Raw genomic sequence first — 19,202 nt, 5'->3', positions numbered from 1 at the left:
CGACATTGTTCTGTTCGTTTATCGTGAAGAATATTATCTCAAAAATGAAGAACCCAAAGAAGGCACCGCTGAGTATAACAAATGGCAAGAGGCAATGGAGCAAGCCAAGGGTAAAGCCGAGGTTATTATAGCAAAGCAACGCCATGGTCCGACAGGAATCGTCCCCCTTGCATTTCAATCCGACTTTACATGCTTTAGTGATTTGGAAAAATAGGAGCAGAAAAATGCGTTAAAGAGAGCTTTAAATACCCTTTGAAAAGCATTTGAAGACCCTTTGAGAACCCCTTAAAAACTCTTTGAGAAAAAATAAATTGGTACAAAACCTAGTGGCAAAATATACAAAACCCGCTGGCAAGCTACACTAGTGGCAAAATATACAAAACCCGCTGGCAAGCTACACTACAACTGGCAAGCTACACACACAATAAAAAAGTAATGGTAGCGGAGGAGGGATTTGAACCCCCGACACAAGGATTATGATTCCTCTGCTCTAACCTACTGAGCTACTCCGCCAAAATAAGCAATCATAATTGTCAATAATTACATCTTTTGCGGATATAAGGGGTAGAATAGTAAGATGTCAAGCATCGTTTTTAAGCTTTTCTCTTGTCATTCTATTTTATCCTCGATATGTAAAAGTGTAATTTTCATATGATAAAGTAAGGTAAGGCATGAAAATGGTGCCACGTGTAGCGGTTTTAGGATGCGGTCATTGGGGTGAAAATCATATACGGACACTCCACTCTCTCGGGGCTTTAGCAGCAGTTTCTGATATTGATAATGATCGTGCTGCTAGTTTTGCAACACTGTATGGTGTAGAGGTTGTTACACCAGATGATCTTTTTACTCATCGAGATATTGATGCGCTGGTATTAGCGTTGCCGCCACAATTGCATACGCAAAATGTGCTCCGTGCTGTTAAAAATGGTAAAGATGTTTTGGTGGAAAAACCAATAGCCTTGAATGTTTCTGATGCTAAACGCCAAGTTCAGGAGGCTGAGGCCTATGAGCGAGTTTTTATGGTGGGCCATATTTTGCGTTTTCATCCAGCTTTTGAAAAAATGTGTGAATTGGTGAAAAACGGAGATGTGGGAGATGTGCGATATATTTATTCTCATAGATTAGGCTTTGGAAAATTTCACACACACAGTGATGCTTTATGGGATCTTGCCCCTCATGATCTTTCAATGATTTTGGCGTTGACAGGATGTGAACCTTCCGAAATTCGCGGTGAGGGGGCTGCTGTCGTTGATCAGATTTCTGATTTTTCTCATATTCATATGATTTTTCCAAATGGTGTGCGTAGTCATCTTTTTACTTCACGCTTGAGTTCTTATCGTGAGAGGCGTTTAATTGTTGTTGGAACAAAGGCTATACTCGTTTTTGATGATATGGAACCGTGGAGTCGTAAATTGGCAATGCACCATTTTGCCGTTTGGAAAGAAAATCAAGAGTGGGCTTTTAGCATGGATGAGCTGAATTACATTGATGTTTGTGAAGATTTGCCGCTTACTTGCGAATTACGGCATTTCCTTCATTGTATTGAAACGCGTCAATCACCTCGTACAAATGGTGATGATGCTATTGCGGTTTTACGGATTTTAACAGCTGCTGATGTCAATTATAATAGATAAAAGAGATAGGTAGCGCTTTTGCATTCTTGTGATGATCAATGGAGTTAATATGCAATTCATCGACCTTGGGGCGCAGCGTGCGCGTATTGAAGATAAAATTAATTCTGCAATTGCGCATGTAGTCGCTAGTGGTAAGTATATTTTGGGGCCAAAAGTAACAGAATTTGAAGAGAAATTGGCAGAATATCTTGGCGTTAAACATGTGATTGCATGTGCTAATGGAACAGATGCTTTGAAGATGCCTCTTATGGCTAAAAATATTGGTCCAGGCGATGCTGTTTTTTGTCCTAGTTTTACATTTTCAGCAACGGCTGAAGTGGTTGCTTTGGTGGGGGCTAAACCTGTTTTTGTTGATGTTTTACCTGATACATTCAATATTGATGTTGAAAAACTTTCTCACGCTATCGAAATGGTAAAAAAAGAGGGACGTCTAAAGCCAAAAGCTATTATTGCCGTTGATTTATTTGGACTTTCTGCTGACTATGTGCAAATTGCTCAAGTGGCTGCAAAGGAAAATCTTTTTGTAATTGAAGATGCTGCTCAATCTATGGGGGGGAGAAGCGGTAATACTATGTGTGGTGCTTTTGGTGATGTGGCTGCTACAAGTTTTTATCCTGCAAAACCATTAGGATGTTATGGCGATGGAGGCGCTATGATGACCAATGATGATCATTTTGCAGAACTTTTACGCTCTATTTTGTTTCATGGTAAAGGTGAAACGCAATATGACAATGTACGTATTGGTATGAATTCGCGCCTAGATAGCATTCAGGCTGCAATTTTACTAGAAAAGTTTGCGATTTTTGAAGATGAAATGGAAAAGCGTGTGGAAATTGCTCAACGCTATTCCAATGGCTTAAGAGATATTGTTACAGTTCCAGAAATAGGAGAAAATATTCGTTCTGCTTATGCACAATATACGATTAAGGTAAAAGAGCGGGATAAATTAAAAGATTTTTTACAAAAAAATTCTGTCCCTACAATGATTTATTATAAAACTCCTTTACATCAACAGCCAGCTTATAAACACTTCCCTTATGTAAAAGATTCCCTTTCTGTTTCAGAGTCTTTAGGAGAGTGTGTTTTAAGTTTACCAATGCATCCTTACTTGACACAAACGGATCAGGATATGATTATCAAAAAAATAAGAGATTTTTATCACTCTTGAGAGCGTGTTTTTATCCTTAAAATTATGGTCAAAGCTCTATTGGTGATCCATCTTAGAAGGTATTTTTTGTTAAAGTGTGTGGCCAATATTTTGGTATTATTTCCTTTCTAGGACCTATGAAATGTTGTCCTTTAGAGCGGTGATATGATTAGAAAGTGAAGCTTCTAGACAAGAAGATATTTTTTAACAGAACGGTATGGGCTAAGAAACTTTGTCCTTTAGCTTAGCAAAAAAGTCACGTTTAGTAAAAAGGATTTGGGTTATGAAAGTTACAATGAACCTTTGTTGATTTTACTCTTCATTTAAGGTGTTTTAAAAGATAACTTATTTAACAGGGCTTTTGGAGAGAAAAGTTATTTTTTGGCGAATACGTGATGCTAGGTCATTTTTGCTTTTGGATTTTTGAATCAATGTGTTGATGGGTGATGTATTCCCCTCTTGTAGCGCTATTTGAGCTGCCAATGTTGCTGCAAGTTCTTTTGTTTCTTCTCGGAGTTCTTCTAGCAATTGGTGGTTAGCGGTCGTGTCCAGCTCATGAGTTTGGATTTTTTGTAAGCGTTGCTGATAGTGTGCGACTTTTTCACGCATCATTTGTCTTTCCTTTGGAAGTGTGTAGTGTGGCGATATTTTGTTTGATTGCTATCGCTTCTTTGGTGAGAGTATCTTTTGTGGGGAGGCATAGCCGATAAAATTGTTCTGTTACTTGGCTCAGTTGTATTTTTTGTTGGACATATTTTTTTTGCAAAAATTCGTACTTTTGTTGGTTGTTTGCTAATTCTACAGCATGTTGTGCACGAAGAAAATCGTGATTTGCTTCTATTTCCGCGAGTGATAATGGCATTTTCGCACAAACATCTTTATACGCAAAATGAACGGCTTTACGCCAAATAAAAGGAGATAAAAGCACCAGTAACCAGGAAGTGAAAGCAACTCCAAGTATAAAAAAAAGAAATGATTGAATAAGCATAATACCCCTTTTCAAATAAGAAACCGTTTAAAACGGATTCCATGTCGGTCTATGTGTTAATTTTAAATATCCTATATTGATACCAAGGCGTGCGCCGACTCCTGTACGTATTGGGATTAACAAGGTATTATGGTATTTTAGGACATGAAAACCAACACCTGCAATTAAATAGGCCGAACCTGAAATACCACCATAGCGTCTCCATAAATTATTTATGCCATTAAGATTGTAAACTAAGATCATTAAACGGGAGCCTTGGCCGCCAAAATCCCATCCTACTGAGGGACCTTGCCAAAAAACTTTATGTTGACCATAGCTTTTGGTAAAAACCATTCCTTCGCCATAGGTTAATCCAGCAAAAAAGGCACCAGAAGCTTCTTCTCCTAAAATATAGGCATTGGGATAACCGTATTTTGAAAAAATATTTTGAATTGCAACAGCCAGACCACTGGCTGTTTTTCCAAAAAAAATATGACCAGAATCAATAATTTCTTGGAGTGAATAATGAGGTTCGTTTTGCTCTATTGGTTTTAGTCGAGCTTGTGTAGTGTTTATGGTGATGAATAAAAGGAAGATTAAAGATATAATATTTTTGTACCAGTATTTGAGCAGAGAGAGAGCCATGGAGTTTTCTCCTTTTATTAGTGATAAACAAAAAGATAATATTAGAAATTTCATTCTATTCAAATAAAAAATAAGATATAAGGTTATTTAAATTCTTGAATTTATTTCTGAATTTTTTAGCATGATTGTTAATGTTTCCTATTATGCATCAGATGTTAAGAGTTTTTCTTTAAAATAAATTTTGTTTTTTTGAATCTAGGAGTTTTCAATCATTATGACGTTAGATATTTCTTTGAAGCCTATGGATCTTGCTGCTTTGCTTTGTAGTCGTATTTGCCATGATTTGATTTCACCTGTGGGAGCTATTCAAAATGCAATGGAGCTTTATGATGAAGGAGGAGCTGAAGAAGATGCTTTACAATTGGTGCGTTTATCCGTTGCGAGTGCTGCTGCACGTCTACAATTTGCGCGATTGGCTTTTGGTTTTGCTGGTGCAAGTGGAGGACAAATAGATACACGGGCTGCAGAGCAGGTTGCTCAACAATATATGAAAGAAGAAAAAGCAACGTTAAAATGGCAAGCTTCTTCTTTATTGTTAGAAAAAGATGAAGTTAAACTTTTGCTTAATTTATTATTGATTGCAAACGCAACAGTTTCTCGTGGTGGTGAAATTGTTGTTATGATTTTGCAAGAAGAAAATAAACGTTCTTTTCGATTTGAGGTTTTCGGTAGAACTCTCCGTATACCCCCTCATTTTCTTGCGTTATTTCGTGGAGAAGTTCAAGAAGAGCTTATTGATGCACATGTCATCCAATTTTATTACACAATGTTACTTGCTCAGATGACAGAGATGAAAATAAATATTGATGAAAGTGATGGTTGTATTGTTTTAGAAAGTGTAAAAAAGCTTTGAATAAGAGAGAAGCGCTTAAGCTGTGTTGGGAAAAGTGGCTTCGATTGAACTTATGAGCGATAAGGTTATATGTGTAAATTGGGTGTGGTTACTTCTTAAGCTTTAAGCGCTTTCTATATGAGATTTTTAGTGCGCGAGTTCTCTACTTTTAATAGAGAAAAGATCTCGGGAAAAAATCTCGGCCCGCTACACTCCGAGATTTTACAATGTGCATGTTCACTGCTTAAGCGGTTTTTCGTACGTTCTCTTCAACTGGATCACGTAATACATAACCACGTCCCCAAACTGTATCAATGTAATTTACACTGGAAGAGACTGCTTCCAATTTTTTCCGCAATTTACAAATAAAAACATCGATAATCTTTAGTTCTGGTTCATCCATTCCACCATAGAGATGATTGAGAAACATTTCCTTGGTAAGGGTGGTACCTTTGCGTAAAGAGAGAAGCTCTAACATTTGGTATTCTTTACCGGTTAAGTGAACAGGGCGCCCTGCAACTTCGACAGTTTTTGTGTCAAGGTTAACGGTGAGATCTCCGGTAACAATAACCGATTGTGCATGTCCTTTTGAACGACGAACAACTGCATGGATACGTGCAATGAGCTCATCCTTATGAAAAGGCTTCGTCATATAGTCGTCTGCTCCAAAGCCAAAACCACGAACCTTGTCTTCAATGGCATTCATACCAGAAAGGATTAGGACAGGAGTTTTTATTTTTGCCAACCTTAGAGTCCGCAAGACATCATACCCTGACATGTCAGGCAAATTCAGATCAAGCAAAATGATATCATAATCATAGAGTTTTCCTAAATCGATACCTTCTTCACCCAGATCAGTGATATAAACATTAAAGTTTGCCGACTTTAACATCAACTCAATGCTTTGAGTAACTGCTCTATCATCTTCAATTAATAATACGCGCATTTTAGATCCCTCACTTTGCTCCTTCACGAATCATAAGGAGCATTTCTATTTTATATCAGTTAGCAAAACCACTGTTATAAAAACAATTCATTAAATCAAACACTTATAAAAAAGCGTTTATGAACATTTCAGTAGTACGCGTAACAATCACTACTAAATTCCCCACTATCCATGATAGTGGTTAACAAAATATTTTTATTTTTGAAAGAGGCTACAAAATTATTTTAGAAAAATCTTATATTTTTTAACATAATAAAAAAGGAGGGCTTTTTCTATAAACTTTAACTTAAAAAAATTTGTAAAAGAGCTTTATAAATTACTTTTTTACAATTTCAGTGTTTATTTACTGAGCTTTAAACCTCTTCAGTTTATAATGGGGGGAAAAGTTAAAGAAATAGTTATTGCTCTTTAAAGCAGATTGTATTTTCAGATGCTTTAATGCAAGGCAAAAATTATTATAATTTCAAGTTAAGAGACTGTTTTTGTCGGATAGATATATAACTAAAAGATATTTATTGGGTGTGAATACGAGTTTTGAGTTGGCGCAATCAAGGAGTAGTGAGTATGAAGCCACGAGAAAATATGGTGCGATTGAGGATGTTTCAAGTGCGTGGAAAGCGCCGTGAAATTGCACAGCTTGAGATGATGATCGCAGAATTTGAACGAATGGTGTTAGAGTTGGAAGCACAGATTACTCATGAAGAACGTAAATCTGGAAACAATGATGTTCACCATTTTGCTTATTCTGCTTTTGCGCGTGCAGCGCGGCAAAGACGTGATAATCTGATCAATTCAATTCGTGATTTAGAACTTCAAAAAACAAATGCTGAAATTGCTCTCCATGAAGCTAATACAGAGCTGCAACGTGCACAGCTTTTGGAAGCACGAGAAAAGAAGATTGCTGCGGATGATAAGGATATTTTGATTCAATCTAATTCAATGGTTGGCTAATTTAATGGCTGGATGATAAAAGCAATTATTGAAAAATCCATTCTTTTAGGTTTATCTTTTGGATATAGTATAAAACAGCCAAACTTCTATCAAGTTTGGCTGTTTTATAGATTGCTTTATGTTATTAATCAATGGCAACTTAATGCCTATAGTGTTGAATCTTGGTCGTTCGTAATCCCGCTAAACCGTGTTCATCGATTAAACTTTGCCATGAAAGAAATTCTTCTACAGTCAAAGTATAACGGTGGCATGCTTCGTCAAGACTTAACAATCCACCTCTGACAGCCGCAACAACTTCAGCTTTGCGACGAATCACCCAGCGCCGTGTTGTTTGCGGCGGTAGGTCGGCAATTGTAAGCGGACTTCCATCTGGCCCAATAACATATTTCATTTGTGTTTTTATCAAGTTGCTCATTCGTATCCTCTACCTTTAGTCAAGGACTTGATTCGTTTATAGAGCATGAAATTTAAAAAAGAGCTAAAAGCGCTGAAAGAAAAAATTAATAAAGTGATTGGGTATGTAAAAAGAAGCTCAAGTTGAAGTGTGTAGAAGAGATTCTTGCAATATTTTACCGGATTTTTCAAAAGAGAAAAAAGGTTTTCTCCTAAACGATTACCATTATGCCTTATTTCCATCATTCTTTTTTTGTTTGCAGCAGCTTTTAAGAAAGTAATGCCTATGGTTGTGGAAAGGATAAAAAAATAATATAAAGACAATCAATCGTGTAAAAGTGCTAAAGAGCGTGCATCAGAATGTCAACATATGGCTAGCCATTAAACAGAGCATTAAATAGAGAATGAATACATGTTTTTAAACAGTCTTGATTTACTAGGACAACCTGAGGATTCTCGCATTGTTGTTGCAATGTCGGGGGGGGTTGATTCATCGGTTGTTGCAGGTCTTTTGAAAAAGGAAGGGTATAATGTTATTGGCATTACGTTGCAGCTTTATGATCATGGGGAAGCAACGCATCGGGTGGGGGCGTGTTGTGCAGGACAAGATATTGAGGATGCACGCCGCGTTGCAGAAACATTAGGAATACCGCATTATGTTCTTGATTATGAAAAGCGCTTTCGCGAAGCTGTTATTGATCCTTTTGCAGAAAGTTATGCTCATGGAGAGACCCCAGTACCATGTATTGCATGTAATCAAACGGTTAAGTTTGCTGATTTATTAGCAACCGCACGCGAATTGGGGGCGGATGCTTTGGCTACGGGACATTATATTCGTTCGCGTTCCAACGGAGCGCATCGAGCACTCTTTCGTCCTCTCGATAATGATCGTGATCAGAGTTATTTTCTCTTTGCAACGACACAAGACCAGATTGATTATTTGCGTTTTCCACTTGGTGACCTTCCAAAAGCCCGCGTTCGTGAAATGGCAGCAGAAATGGGCTTTGTGGTTGCCAATAAGCATGATAGTCAGGATATTTGTTTTGTTCCACAAGGAAAATATTCAGATGTTATCGCAAAACTGCGTCCAGAAGCAGCTAATCCTGGCGTTATTGTCCATATTGATGGAAAGATTTTAGGTAAACATTCGGGAATTGTTAATTATACGGTTGGTCAACGTCGTGGTATTGGGGTGTCAACGGGTGAAGCGCTTTATGTAGTTTATCTCGATGTGGAAAATGCACGTGTTATTGTTGGACCGCGTGAAATGTTAGAAACGCATAAGCTTTTTTTACGTGATGTGAATTGGCTTGGTGATGAGTCGTTAGATAATTTCCCTTCTCAAGGTATTGAGGTGGCTGTAAAGGTGCGTTCAACGCGTCCTCCTCACCTTGCGCGCTTACATTATAAAGAAGGTATTTTTTCTGTTGATTTATTGGAATGTGAAAATGGTGTGGCACCAGGGCAAGCTTGCGTTCTTTATGATGGAAATGGTCATGAGGCGCGTATTCTTGGGGGAGGATTTGTAACACATTCAGAACGTGCAGCTGATACTGAAATGATGTTGAAGCGCGTTTTATGCAATCTCGAAACAAAAGATCCTGTTTCCTCAGAACTAAAAACAACAGCTTTATAAAGCATAGTAGATTGATTTATAATGATATTTTTTAATCTTAAACTTGAATGAGAGACTTCCGGAAGATTTTCTCATTGAAAGTTTGTTTTATGATTGAATCCATCAAAATTATATCTTCTGCACGTCATAAGCGGGGTTAGGGTGTGGAAAGTGATGAAAAAAATGTAAAAATGTTTTTTATCAATGCTTTCAAAGGCTAGGGAACGGCAATATTATTGGAGACTGGTAGATAACATACAACATTAGGTATGTTCTATAACTTGAAGTGTTATCATCTTTAGTGGTCAAAGTTGGTAAAATGAGCAAGTGCAATACCTGAGGCTGTGGCAACATTAAGGCTGTCAAAACCGTCAGTCATGGGAATACGTAAGGTGTTTGATTGTTTTAGTATGTGGAGTGGTAAGCCATCGCCTTCTGTTCCAAAAATAAGTGCTATTCTTTTGCTTTTGTTGGCTTGTTTGAGAGTGTGTGAGGCAGAAGGGGAGAGTGCATAAAGATGAAAGTTTTCATCGTTTAGAGCAGCTATAATGTCATCTATATCAGCGTTTTACGTATAGGGTACTTTTAAAGCAGCGCCGGCAGAAACTCTTATTGATTTGCGATAAAGTGGATCGCATGAGGTTTTGTCGACAATAATGCCATTACTGGCAAAGGCTGCTGCATTACGAAAAATTGATCCCATATTATCGTGATTTGAGATACCACATAAAACAAGAATCAAAGCTTTTTCTGGAAGATATTGTAAAAAACTTTGTAAGGATGGCAGTATTTTGCGTTTACCAATACCCAGAACACCACGATGAACATGGAAGCCGGTGATATTATCCATAACTTTTTGTGGAACGCAATAAATGGGACATAGGGGCTGTGTTTTTTCTAAAAGCGGTAGAAGTCCAGAGAGACGGTTTGCTACGATGAGCAGTGAGATGGCAGAAAACTCTTTCGAATGTAGTAATGCGGACAATGTTACTTTGCCTTCAGCAATAAATTGATGTTGCCGTCCAACAAGATCTTTTTCACGGATATTATGATAGGCTTTTAGGCGTGGATCATCTGTTTCATTGATTGTTATGATATTCAAATGCATGCGAGATTTTTAGTGCTTTTTTCTTATGATTTCCAGATGTTAGAATTTGTTTTATTTAAAAAGAAGAGATAAAAAAATATTTTTTAAAACTTATGGTAGAATTTGTATTGACAATATGCAACCATAGGTATAATGTAAAAATACTGATACGGAATCATATATTTTTTCTCGTATCGGGTGCAGTGTCTTGGGTCCCCGCTATTTCCCAAGTTCTGTATGCCCTTAGTTTTTAAGGGAAAAGAATCTGGGTCCCCAATGCCCAGATTCTTTTTTTTTGAGGGTAATCATTGTTCTTCTTTTTATATCTAAATTTTTCAGTAAATCATATTTTAAAATCCTGTTGACCTGTAAAGTTACCGTAGAGTGCTAAGATATTTTTTCTAAGGTGCAAAGATGGCTTATAGATGGGTTATAATGCACATCATAAGACTGAAAAATAATGCATGATCATGATAGATTTGAGCAAAAACAAGTTTTTCGTTTATGAGAAGTGAGATGGCTTTAAGTTATTCAGAAAACGATTAATAATGAAGGTTATGTGTTTGATTGCTCTTGGGAAAGCTCTTTTTTCTATTATTTTCTCTCTTCTTTATTTATTGGTGCTGTTCGTGTAACTGAGCAGTTTTTACGATAATAATGGTGAGCTGAGGCGTTTATTGTATGATGAAGCTTCTGTAATATTGAGGAAAGATCGTCGTTATGCCAAAAGTATAATGATATGGTTGAAAATATTAATTCCCTATTTCGTGAAGAAAAGGATGAGGTTCATGGATGTAAAAATCAATATACAAAGCTTAACTTTATACTCTATTTTTATTGCGTGTATTGTTTTTGCTTTGAAATATTGGGCATATCACATCACAGATTCGGTTGCACTTTATTCTGATGCATTGGAATCAATCGTTAATATTCTTGCGTCATTGGCAGCATGGTGGGCTGTTAAAGTGAGTATGAAGCCAGCAGATCATGATCATCCCTTTGGGCATCATAAAGCGGAATATTTTTCCGCAATTCTTGAAGGGGTACTCATTATTATTGCGGCAATTGTTATTTTAAGAGAAGCATGGATAGCTCTTTCTACCGTTAAATTGTTGCAGAAACCTGGAATATGGCTTGTTATTCATCTTATTGCAACTGTCATAAACTGTATGTGGGGAATGGTTCTTATTGGGCAGGGAAAACTCCATCGCTCACCGGCTCTTAAAGCTGATGGAGTACATTTTATAACTGATGTTTTTACGTCGCTTGCAATTTTAATTGGTTTGATTGCCGGTTTTGTCGGAGGATGGGGAGCTTTAGATCCAATTTTAGCGATAATCGTTGCCGTTAATATTCTCTTACAGGGCTGGAAGGTGATTAGAAATGCTGTTCAGGGATTAATGGATGTTGGCGTTGAATTGAATGAAAGCATGCGGATTCGTGAGCTGATTTCTGCAAATGCATCGGGTGCGCTTGAGGTCCATGATTTGCGGACGCGTGTTGCTGGGAGGGTTACTTTTATAGAGTTTCATTTGGTTGTGCCTGCTATAATGCAGGTAGGAGAAGCACATAAAATTTGTGATAAAATCGAAGCTGTTCTTCAAAAAGAATTTGATAATGTGCGTATTTCTATTCATGTCGAGCCTGAAGATGAGGCAAAATTGCCTCCTGGTACAACGGTGATCCCTTTTATATAAAAAGATTTTTTCAAATGGGTTGTCATGTTACGAACATTAATTTTTTACGGTGTGGCAACTCATATCTCTTGAAAATACGATGATGCTCTTTTGTTGATTGTATTTTTGCATCAATAAAGGGGAAGATTAAACAGAGTCTCTTAAGGCAAGATTTATTTCGTACACTGTCATTTAGGGTGTGGTGAGATAAGACCTATAAAATTTGATCTCTTAAGTATTTTTTGAGTGCGCGGTCAATGCCGAGCAGTAAGGCTTGCTGGTGGCGTTTAATTGAATTACATGAAATGGTTATCCGCTGAAATTGGCTTAAGAAGATGTATTGTTTACGTGGCTGTCAAGAATAGATCTCTTGTTTTTGAGGGCGAGAGGAAATAGAGCTTAATTATAAATTTTATATAAAATACTTTGTGAGACAATAATCATAACATACCTTATTTTACTTATGCTTGCAAAAAAAATATTTTTATATTCATAAAGATTAGAATGGCGGTGGTCTATAGATAATTCTTAGCTCGAGCATATGAAAAGAAAGTATGATACAAGAAATAACAGAGTTTTGTTTGCCTTCAGCCTTCAGTCAGTAAAGGTAATTATAACCGCCATTCTTCAAATATGATTTTATCCGTGTAGATTATACAAAGTTAGACGTTTATCTGAATAGCTTCAGTATATCTATTAAGAATAGAAAAGCTATTTCATATCGCTATGATGTTATTCAAGGGCTCTTAAAACGACGATTCCTGGTGTTTTTGCAACATAATCCATAAAAGGGGTATCGACGACTTTTTCATTTTCTTTGTGTGAAGGAGCATGTCGTAACATCGGCCCTTTATCTGTCATGATAAAGAAACTCACATGTGTTACATCCAATCCAGCAAGTTTTGCATAAATACCAATGAAATCCCCTGATTTTAAACGGCTTATAACCTCTTCATTAATAAAGTTACTTGGAATATACGTTATTGTGCGTTTCACAACTGGAAGTCCAGGAAGATAGCTTTCACCATCAGCTTTTTTGTTGAGATATTTTTCTATTTTTACCGCATGGGGACTTATTTCAGCGGTAATATCAGTGGCGAGTTTATATTCTCTATAAGCCCAATCCGTAAAAAAATGTTTCCGATTTAAAAAATCAACATTACCGTTAATATAACGCGTTTTTATGACGTTATTTATGAATTCTGTTTGGGATGTTGATTTGCGCAATGCTTCAACATAATCCATACAAGTGAAGTTATCTAAGCTTCTAAAATCAATAATCAGTTTTTCTGGTGTATTTTCTGAGCCATGTAACATATTAGCTTTGTAAGGTGTTCCTAAAAAAGCTTCAGAAAGAAAGTCAATCACGGCTCCTTTTTCGTGATCATTTATTTCTGAACGCTTTTTGAGAAGAGCATTTAATTTATTTAAAGTATAGGGATCTAGCTCTACGCTGGTTGTTTGTTGTGTTTCTATTTTATTTTCTATCCCCCCCTCTTGTGAATAAGAATTTTGGACATCACGTCCTATCACTAGCATTAAAGTGAGAATTAATAGGGATATTTTTTGCATTTTACACACCATTTTTAAATTTAACAATTCACGGACAACACGTACTAAAAGAACTGTTTTCTCATGCTTATTAGATTTTAATGTATTAATAACATATAATATTGATTGATTCAATAAATATAATCAGTTTTTACAGTATTAATATATTTTACGATGATTATTAAATATTTAAATTATTATATGGAATTGATTTATCTAATAGAGTTGATGTTTTAAAAATTAGCAGTATGATAAGTTGTAATAATGTATTATAAAATTATTTTGACATTCTATGTCTTACGAGTAATTGTTTAATGATTTATTCTCATAAGTATTTTTTTAAATTAATATAAAATATATTTTTTATATTTTGATAATGATATATCAAGTAAAAAATAATTTTATATTTTTATCTTGACTCTTTTTGTAATTTTTAATTTTTTATTATTTCATATATGAAAATTATACAGCATAGAATACTTTTAAAAGGAAAAGGGAGTTAAAAGAGAGCGGGGGAGTCATTGTATGCGTAAAATAGTGTGTATGTTATGCAAGACCAAATGCTCAATCCGAAATTTGTTCAGCGTGGGCTCATTTTAGTGTTCATCACTTTATTGTTAGATATTCTTTGTATTGCGATCATTTGTCCTGTTTTGCCTGAATATTTTTCTCAATTAACTGGAAAAGAGGTCAGTACATCTTTTGTAGAAAGAGGAAAATTACTTGCAGCTTATTCAGTGATGCAGTTTTTGTTTGCTCCTGTTATTGGCAATCTCTCTGATCGTTATGGTCGTCGTCCTATTTTGCTTCTCTCTATTATTTGCTTTGCTCTTGATAATCTCATATGTGCTATAGCATGGAGCTATTCTATGTTATTTATCGGGCGTCTTTTGTCAGGGATAAGTGGCGCTAGTTTTGCAACTTGTACAGCTTATCTTGCGGATATATCTGATGATAAAACCCGTACACGCAATTTTGGTCTGTTAGGCATTGCATCCGCATTGGGGGTTATTTTAGGATCGTTTATTGGTGGTTTTTTAGGTCAGTTTGGTCCGCGTATTCCGTTTTATTTTGCTGTTGGTGTTTCACTCATTAATTTTATTTTTTCTTGGGTTATGCTTCCAGAAACCCTTTCTTTATGGAATAGGCGCTTTTTTGATATTAAGCGGGCAAATCCCTTAGGTGCTTTTTGGCATCTGAAACAATACCCGATGGTTCTTTGGGTGTTATTGGTCTTTTTTCTTTATTGGTTTGCGGAATCTGTATGGTTAAGCATTTGGGCTTTCATTGCAAAAGAACGCTATGATTGGAGTTCTTTTTCTATTGGACTCTCCTATAGTGTTTTTGGGATAGGCCAATTTATTGTAGTCGCTCTCATTTTGCCTTATTTTTCTAAACGATGGAGTGATTGGCATATTGTTATAGTAGGGCTTTTGTTTGCCTCTGTTGCTATGCTGGGTTATACATTTGCGACGCAGGGGTGGATGGTTTATATGGTTTGTGTGTGTACTATGCTTGAGTATCTTGTTCATGCACCTATACGTGCTATTGCTTCAGCGCAGGTACCGACAAATGTACAAGGAGAACTGCAAGGAGCGATGACATCTGTTATTTCGTTGAGTTTAACATTTGGTTCTGTTTTTTATGTGTTTCTTTTTGAATGTTTTACAGATAAAAATGCACTGTTTTATTTTTCTGGTGCTCCTTTTGTTGGAGGCTTTTTTCTTCTTGTTGTTGCGACAGTTATTTTTGTCTTGCGGGTACGTTAATTTGTTGAGAGGGGCTGGTACGTACTATTTTGCTAGAGAATGCACAAGATAAACAAAATGTATCATTTTATAGGCAGAAAGTTTTTTGTGATATTTGTTTCACAAAGTGTTGTATAGAATATCGATATATCCTTCTCATTTAGTGAAAATAATTTTTTTATTTTGTGATATTGTTTGTATAGGGGAGACCGTATTTTTTCTATTGCTTGCAAATTAATATCCAGTGCTAATGTAGCAGCATATTGAAAAAAAAGATTAAAACGTATCTGAGTTAGATGTATCAGTATTGTATGAACAATTCCAAATTTTATATGGCAAATTGGAAGTAAAATATTGCTTATATTTGTTGGCATCATTTCTGGAATCGAAAGAAAACCTCATTTTGGAAGAATATAAAGTTGTAAAATTGAAAAGATGTTTTCTGTTTTGCGATTACTTTTTTATTCGACTTTACAGTTTTCAAAACCATCTACGGCAATATCTTTTAAAAAGTAGAGATTTGTTGCACTGTCTTACACTTTAATTTTTTTATTCTTTAGGAGGGATTATGTTTCTCATGCACAATAGAATGCTTAAAATTGTATTGTGAATCAAATGCTTATTTGAATATTAGGCACTTTACTCTTTTTAAAAATGGTTTTTATCGACCCACTTATCTTGCTTGGGGGGGAGAAGCCAATGATTTTGATGGATACGACCTTAAGAGGAGAGGAATGAGAAAAATTTAAGCTATTCAGAGCGCTCTTTTTAGTTTCAGAATGATCAATAAGAATATTTATTCAATAAGTTGTAGGTATAAAAATAATATAATTGTGCGTAGGAAGATGATATAATTTAAAGGAGAGAAGCTAAAAGGTGAGGCTTTTTATTTTAAGATATTTTTTTATAATTCATAATGAGATCACTAAAATGCTGAAAGAGGTAGTGGCTATCTTGTGGTCCCGGAGAAGCTTCAGGGTGATATTGAACAGAAAAAACAGGTTTTCCAATGATTCGAATACCACAGTTTGAGCCATCAAAGAGAGAAATATGTGTTTCTTGAACATGTTGTGGTAAAGAGGAAGAATCTACGGCAAAACCGTGATTCATCGATACAATCTCAACTTTTCCAGTGTTAAGGTCTTTAACTGGGTGGTTGGCACCATGATGTCCTTGGTGCATTTTCACGGTCTTTGCACCAACCGTAAGAGCGAGAAGTTGATGACCAAGACATATTCCAAAAATTGGTAAATTATGATCAATTAATGTTTTGATTGTTGGAATGGCATATTGAGCCGTAGCTGCGGGGTCTCCTGGTCCATTAGAAAGAAAAACGCCATCAGGGTTCATTGCCAGAATTTCTTTTGCAGTTGTGTGGGCAGGCACAACAGTAATGCGTGCTTTTTGTGTTGCCATAAGGCGAAGAATATTACGTTTAATACCGTAGTCAATTGCAATGATATGAAGATTGTGCACATTGTTTGTACCGTATCCTTTATTCCAACTCCATGGTTTTTCATTCCATTGCATTGATGATTGAGATGTCACGTCTTTCGTAAGGTCAAGATTGACGAGACCTTGCCATTTTTGCGCACGTTTCTTTAAAGAAGGAATATCAAAGTTTCCATTAGCATCGTGTGCAATGACAGCATTTTGTGCACCTTTTTCACGAATAAGAATTGTGAGTGCACGTGTATCAATACCACAAAGTGCAATAATTTTACGCGTTTTAAGCCATTGATGAAGATTTTCATTGGATCGATAATTTGAGGGATGTGTAATGTCTGCCTTGAAAATAGCGCCAACAGCACCATGACAATTGAGAGGAGAGAGATCTTCAATATCTTCGCTATTTGCCCCTACATTTCCTATATGAGGAAAAGTAAAATTAACGATTTGTTGTGTGTATGACGGGTCTGTGAGGATTTCTTCATAGCCTGTGATGGCGGTGTTAAAACACACTTCAGCTTCAGCGATACCTGTAGCACCTGCTCCTTTGCCTTTAATAACGGTTCCATCTGCTAAGACTAAGAGGGCTGTCGGTTTTTTGATACTCCAAGGGTGGCTGGGTGAAGTCGCTTGTATCATAGTATGTATCCACAATTTATTCTAAAGGTATGATGGCTTATTCTCTGAAAGGTATAATGATCAACTTTACGCAAAAATCATACCTTTAACAGATGCTGTGTATATTATTCTGGTAACGTTTCGCTTGAAATAGGCAGTATAAGTACATTCCATGAAGAGGTAAAGTCTTGTTTTAGCTTTTCGAAGATCGAGTCCTTAATTATTTTTTTATTCTCCATTGCAAGATGGATAAAGATTGGTTAAAAGGCATCTTCTTCTTGAACAAAAATTGGATAAATTTATGTTGCGTAACCAGATTGATGGGGCTCTTAGGGCTGCTTTGAAAGCGCAAGATAGTGCGCGTCTTGCTACACTTCGTTTAATGAATGCTGCAGTTAGGGATCGTGATATTCTTTATTATGATGAAGGGAAGCTAGAAGTGGATGATCAGCAGATACAGTCTGTTTTCACTAAAATGCTTCAACAGCGTGAAGAATTGATGCGAGCCTATAAAGAGTCTGGTTGCTTGGAATTGGCAGAGAGAGGACAAGCAGAAATAGAAGTTATTCGTGAATTTCTTCCCTATCAACTTAAGGAGATGGAAGTAGAACAGGTTCTTTGTGAAGCTTTGGCACAAACAAAGGCAGAAAAATTACGCGATATCGGTAAGGTGATGGCATGGCTTAAGGAACGGTATGCGGGGCAAATGAATTTTTCTAAAGTGTGCAATAGTCTTCGTAAGAAATTGCAATAGATCTTGTTAATTCAAGGGGATTGGAAAATATTTTTTATTGTGCGTCGCTTTTGTAAGTCAGTAGGATGTTGATAAATGTCATTTATCTTGTACATACATACTATTATCAAAAAAATAACTTTTTGATATCAACTAAACTTTTTGGGCTCTTATAGAGCAATGAAATATCTTTTATGTATTATATTTTCTGTTCTTCAAAGCTGTTAGACCATTAAAAAACAAAAAGATTATAGAGTTTTTACTTTTTTAAAAAGATCTATTGTCAGCACTGTTAAAAATTTTAAAACAGAATGATTAAGCTAATTGATACAGATTTCCAATTTTGGCGAGTGTATTATTGTCTTTTTTGCTGTTTCAAAGCATTTGTTTGATAAAGAGTTACCGTATTTTAGAGTAGTGATTATTCAGCAAGAAATTTAAATATAGATGGTTTTATCAATATGGTGTGTATCTTTTTAATTCAAGTGCTGGTTTTAATGATAAGAAAATCAGAATTTTAGAACGTTTTTTCTAGGGAAGAGATTTTTTAAGCTGAGTTGATGAAATAAAAGGATATTTTGAAAAGAAGTCTTTGTTTTTAATGTGTTCTTGAGATAATTTTGAAATTCTTTTCTCTGATTAAATCCCTTATAAGCTATATGAAATCTATAAGTTATGCAGAATAAAATGAGTAACCTCTATTTGTGGGGATACAGTGGTGAATCTGTTAAAAATAGTTCAGTTAGCAACAATGGCTTACCCGTTAACCGCAAACGGGAACGGCGTGCCCATAGCGCACCTTGTTGACCAATATGAATGTAATCGCGGGTTAATTTGTCATTGTTAAATAAATAATGTCCTAGAGGTACAGTTCCCAAATGCATCAAGGCTTGATTGTGTAGGAGGGTTTCTTGTGGAATTACAGTGCGTCCAAGGAGCCAAGGTTTATTATCTCCCATTAATATGATTTCGCGTAGCCAATAACGCGCACTTTCGGGGAGATGCTCTGCTTCTTCTGTTAATTTATCTTGCGTAATAAAACATTCGCGTTGTGGTTGAACTTGGAGGCAGGTACAATATTTCTTTAATCGAAGCGTCATTGAGCCCGATTCCATGAGCCAATCGCGAACGTTTTCTGGTATTGGAGGATTTTGATCAGAGAACCACGTTAGAGGCGGTAAGATGGAATCTTCAAGATCAGACATCGTTT

17 protein-coding genes, 1 tRNA gene and 1 pseudogene are annotated in these 19,202 nt (G+C 36.1%); 9 read left to right on the top strand and 10 right to left on the bottom strand.

Features of this window, described 5'->3' with window-relative positions; translation table 11 throughout:
• On the top strand, positions 1-214 hold a 214-nt coding region (locus ACFING_RS03915), incomplete at its 5' end, for a DnaB-like helicase C-terminal domain-containing protein (protein ID WP_375629979.1).
• Between the two features lie 222 nt (positions 215-436).
• On the opposite strand, the gene ACFING_RS03910 is transcribed toward ACFING_RS03915, so the two are convergent.
• Positions 437-513 (bottom strand) — tRNA-Met (locus ACFING_RS03910).
• A 164-nt stretch (positions 514-677) separates the two neighbouring features.
• On the opposite strand from ACFING_RS03910, the gene ACFING_RS03905 reads away from it, so the two are divergent.
• Positions 678-1,634 carry a Gfo/Idh/MocA family protein gene (locus ACFING_RS03905; protein WP_375613400.1) on the top strand — a complete coding sequence of 319 codons (957 nt, stop codon included), beginning with the start codon at positions 678-680 and terminating at the stop codon, positions 1,632-1,634.
• Positions 1,635-1,683: 49 nt separating this feature from the next.
• Positions 1,684-2,802 (top strand): DegT/DnrJ/EryC1/StrS family aminotransferase, encoded by a 1,119-nt coding sequence (locus ACFING_RS03900; protein WP_375621391.1) that lies wholly within the window; start codon positions 1,684-1,686, stop codon positions 2,800-2,802.
• A gap of 324 nt (positions 2,803-3,126) precedes the next feature.
• On the opposite strand, the gene ACFING_RS03895 is transcribed toward ACFING_RS03900, so the two are convergent.
• Genes ACFING_RS03895 through ACFING_RS03885 form a run of 3 tightly spaced genes read right to left on the bottom strand, consistent with a single transcriptional unit; the run spans position 3,127 to position 4,393 of the window.
• Positions 3,127-3,393 carry a hypothetical protein gene (locus tag ACFING_RS03895; RefSeq protein ID WP_375611955.1) on the bottom strand — a complete coding sequence of 89 codons (267 nt, stop codon included), beginning with the start codon at positions 3,391-3,393 and terminating at the stop codon, positions 3,127-3,129.
• Positions 3,383-3,769: a hypothetical protein gene (locus ACFING_RS03890; protein WP_375611956.1), complete on the bottom strand. Its 387-nt coding sequence runs from the start codon at positions 3,767-3,769 to the stop codon at positions 3,383-3,385. The genes ACFING_RS03895 and ACFING_RS03890 overlap by 11 nt, the downstream gene beginning before the upstream one ends.
• Positions 3,770-3,796: 27 nt before the next feature.
• Entirely contained in the window at positions 3,797-4,393 is a 597-nt protein-coding gene (locus ACFING_RS03885) for a DUF1134 domain-containing protein (RefSeq protein ID WP_375613340.1), read from the bottom strand.
• A 214-nt stretch (positions 4,394-4,607) separates the two neighbouring features.
• Between ACFING_RS03885 and chpT the strand changes: the two genes are divergently transcribed.
• Positions 4,608-5,246, top strand: coding sequence for a histidine phosphotransferase ChpT (gene chpT / locus ACFING_RS03880; protein ID WP_375621390.1), 639 nt, complete (start codon positions 4,608-4,610; stop codon positions 5,244-5,246).
• A 223-nt stretch (positions 5,247-5,469) separates the two neighbouring features.
• On the opposite strand, the gene ctrA is transcribed toward chpT, so the two are convergent.
• Positions 5,470-6,171, bottom strand: a complete 702-nt coding sequence (ctrA, locus tag ACFING_RS03875) for a response regulator transcription factor CtrA (RefSeq protein WP_273790819.1) — start codon at positions 6,169-6,171, stop codon at positions 5,470-5,472.
• Between the two features lie 564 nt (positions 6,172-6,735).
• Here ctrA and ACFING_RS03870 point away from each other — a divergent pair.
• Positions 6,736-7,122, top strand: coding sequence for a flagellar export protein FliJ (locus ACFING_RS03870; protein WP_375606932.1), 387 nt, complete (start codon positions 6,736-6,738; stop codon positions 7,120-7,122).
• 139 nt (positions 7,123-7,261) lie between these two features.
• Here the strand turns inward: ACFING_RS03870 and ACFING_RS03865 are convergent, their stop codons facing one another.
• Positions 7,262-7,537, bottom strand: coding sequence for a DUF1153 domain-containing protein (locus ACFING_RS03865; protein WP_273790817.1), 276 nt, complete (start codon positions 7,535-7,537; stop codon positions 7,262-7,264).
• Positions 7,538-7,927: 390 nt separating this feature from the next.
• Between ACFING_RS03865 and mnmA the strand changes: the two genes are divergently transcribed.
• Positions 7,928-9,151, top strand: coding sequence for a tRNA 2-thiouridine(34) synthase MnmA (gene mnmA / locus ACFING_RS03860; protein ID WP_375629977.1), 1,224 nt, complete (start codon positions 7,928-7,930; stop codon positions 9,149-9,151).
• Between the two features lie 277 nt (positions 9,152-9,428).
• On the opposite strand, the pseudogene ACFING_RS03855 reads toward mnmA, so the two are convergent.
• Positions 9,429-10,238 (bottom strand): annotated as a pseudogene (locus ACFING_RS03855) (TrmH family RNA methyltransferase).
• A 767-nt stretch (positions 10,239-11,005) separates the two neighbouring features.
• On the opposite strand from ACFING_RS03855, the gene ACFING_RS03850 reads away from it, so the two are divergent.
• A complete protein-coding gene (locus ACFING_RS03850) occupies positions 11,006-11,914 on the top strand; it encodes a cation diffusion facilitator family transporter (protein ID WP_375621387.1) in 909 nt (302 codons plus the stop codon).
• A 711-nt stretch (positions 11,915-12,625) separates the two neighbouring features.
• Here ACFING_RS03850 and ACFING_RS03845 read toward each other — a convergent pair.
• Entirely contained in the window at positions 12,626-13,465 is an 840-nt protein-coding gene (locus tag ACFING_RS03845; protein ID WP_375611962.1) for a DUF1460 domain-containing protein, read from the bottom strand.
• Between the two features lie 527 nt (positions 13,466-13,992).
• Between ACFING_RS03845 and ACFING_RS03840 the strand changes: the two genes are divergently transcribed.
• Positions 13,993-15,213 carry an MFS transporter gene (locus ACFING_RS03840; RefSeq protein WP_375629975.1) on the top strand — a complete coding sequence of 407 codons (1,221 nt, stop codon included), beginning with the start codon at positions 13,993-13,995 and terminating at the stop codon, positions 15,211-15,213.
• A gap of 870 nt (positions 15,214-16,083) precedes the next feature.
• Here the strand turns inward: ACFING_RS03840 and carA are convergent.
• Complete coding sequence (carA, locus tag ACFING_RS03835; protein ID WP_375629973.1) at positions 16,084-17,280, bottom strand: glutamine-hydrolyzing carbamoyl-phosphate synthase small subunit; 1,197 nt, start codon at positions 17,278-17,280, stop codon at positions 16,084-16,086.
• A gap of 280 nt (positions 17,281-17,560) precedes the next feature.
• Between carA and ACFING_RS03830 the strand changes: the two genes are divergently transcribed.
• The gene (locus ACFING_RS03830) at positions 17,561-18,013 is read left to right on the top strand and encodes a GatB/YqeY domain-containing protein (RefSeq protein ID WP_375609255.1); all 453 of its coding nucleotides are present in this window, start codon (positions 17,561-17,563) and stop codon (positions 18,011-18,013) included.
• 677 nt (positions 18,014-18,690) lie between these two features.
• Here ACFING_RS03830 and ubiC read toward each other — a convergent pair.
• Entirely contained in the window at positions 18,691-19,197 is a 507-nt protein-coding gene (ubiC, locus tag ACFING_RS03825; RefSeq protein WP_375621383.1) for a chorismate lyase, read from the bottom strand.
• Between the last annotated feature and the right edge of the window lie 5 nt (positions 19,198-19,202).

It is taken from the genome of Bartonella sp. AP150HLJHH, from assembly GCF_042196385.1.
Lineage (GTDB): Bacteria > Pseudomonadota > Alphaproteobacteria > Rhizobiales > Rhizobiaceae > Bartonella.
This window is presented reverse-complemented; position numbering and strand designations above follow the sequence as displayed.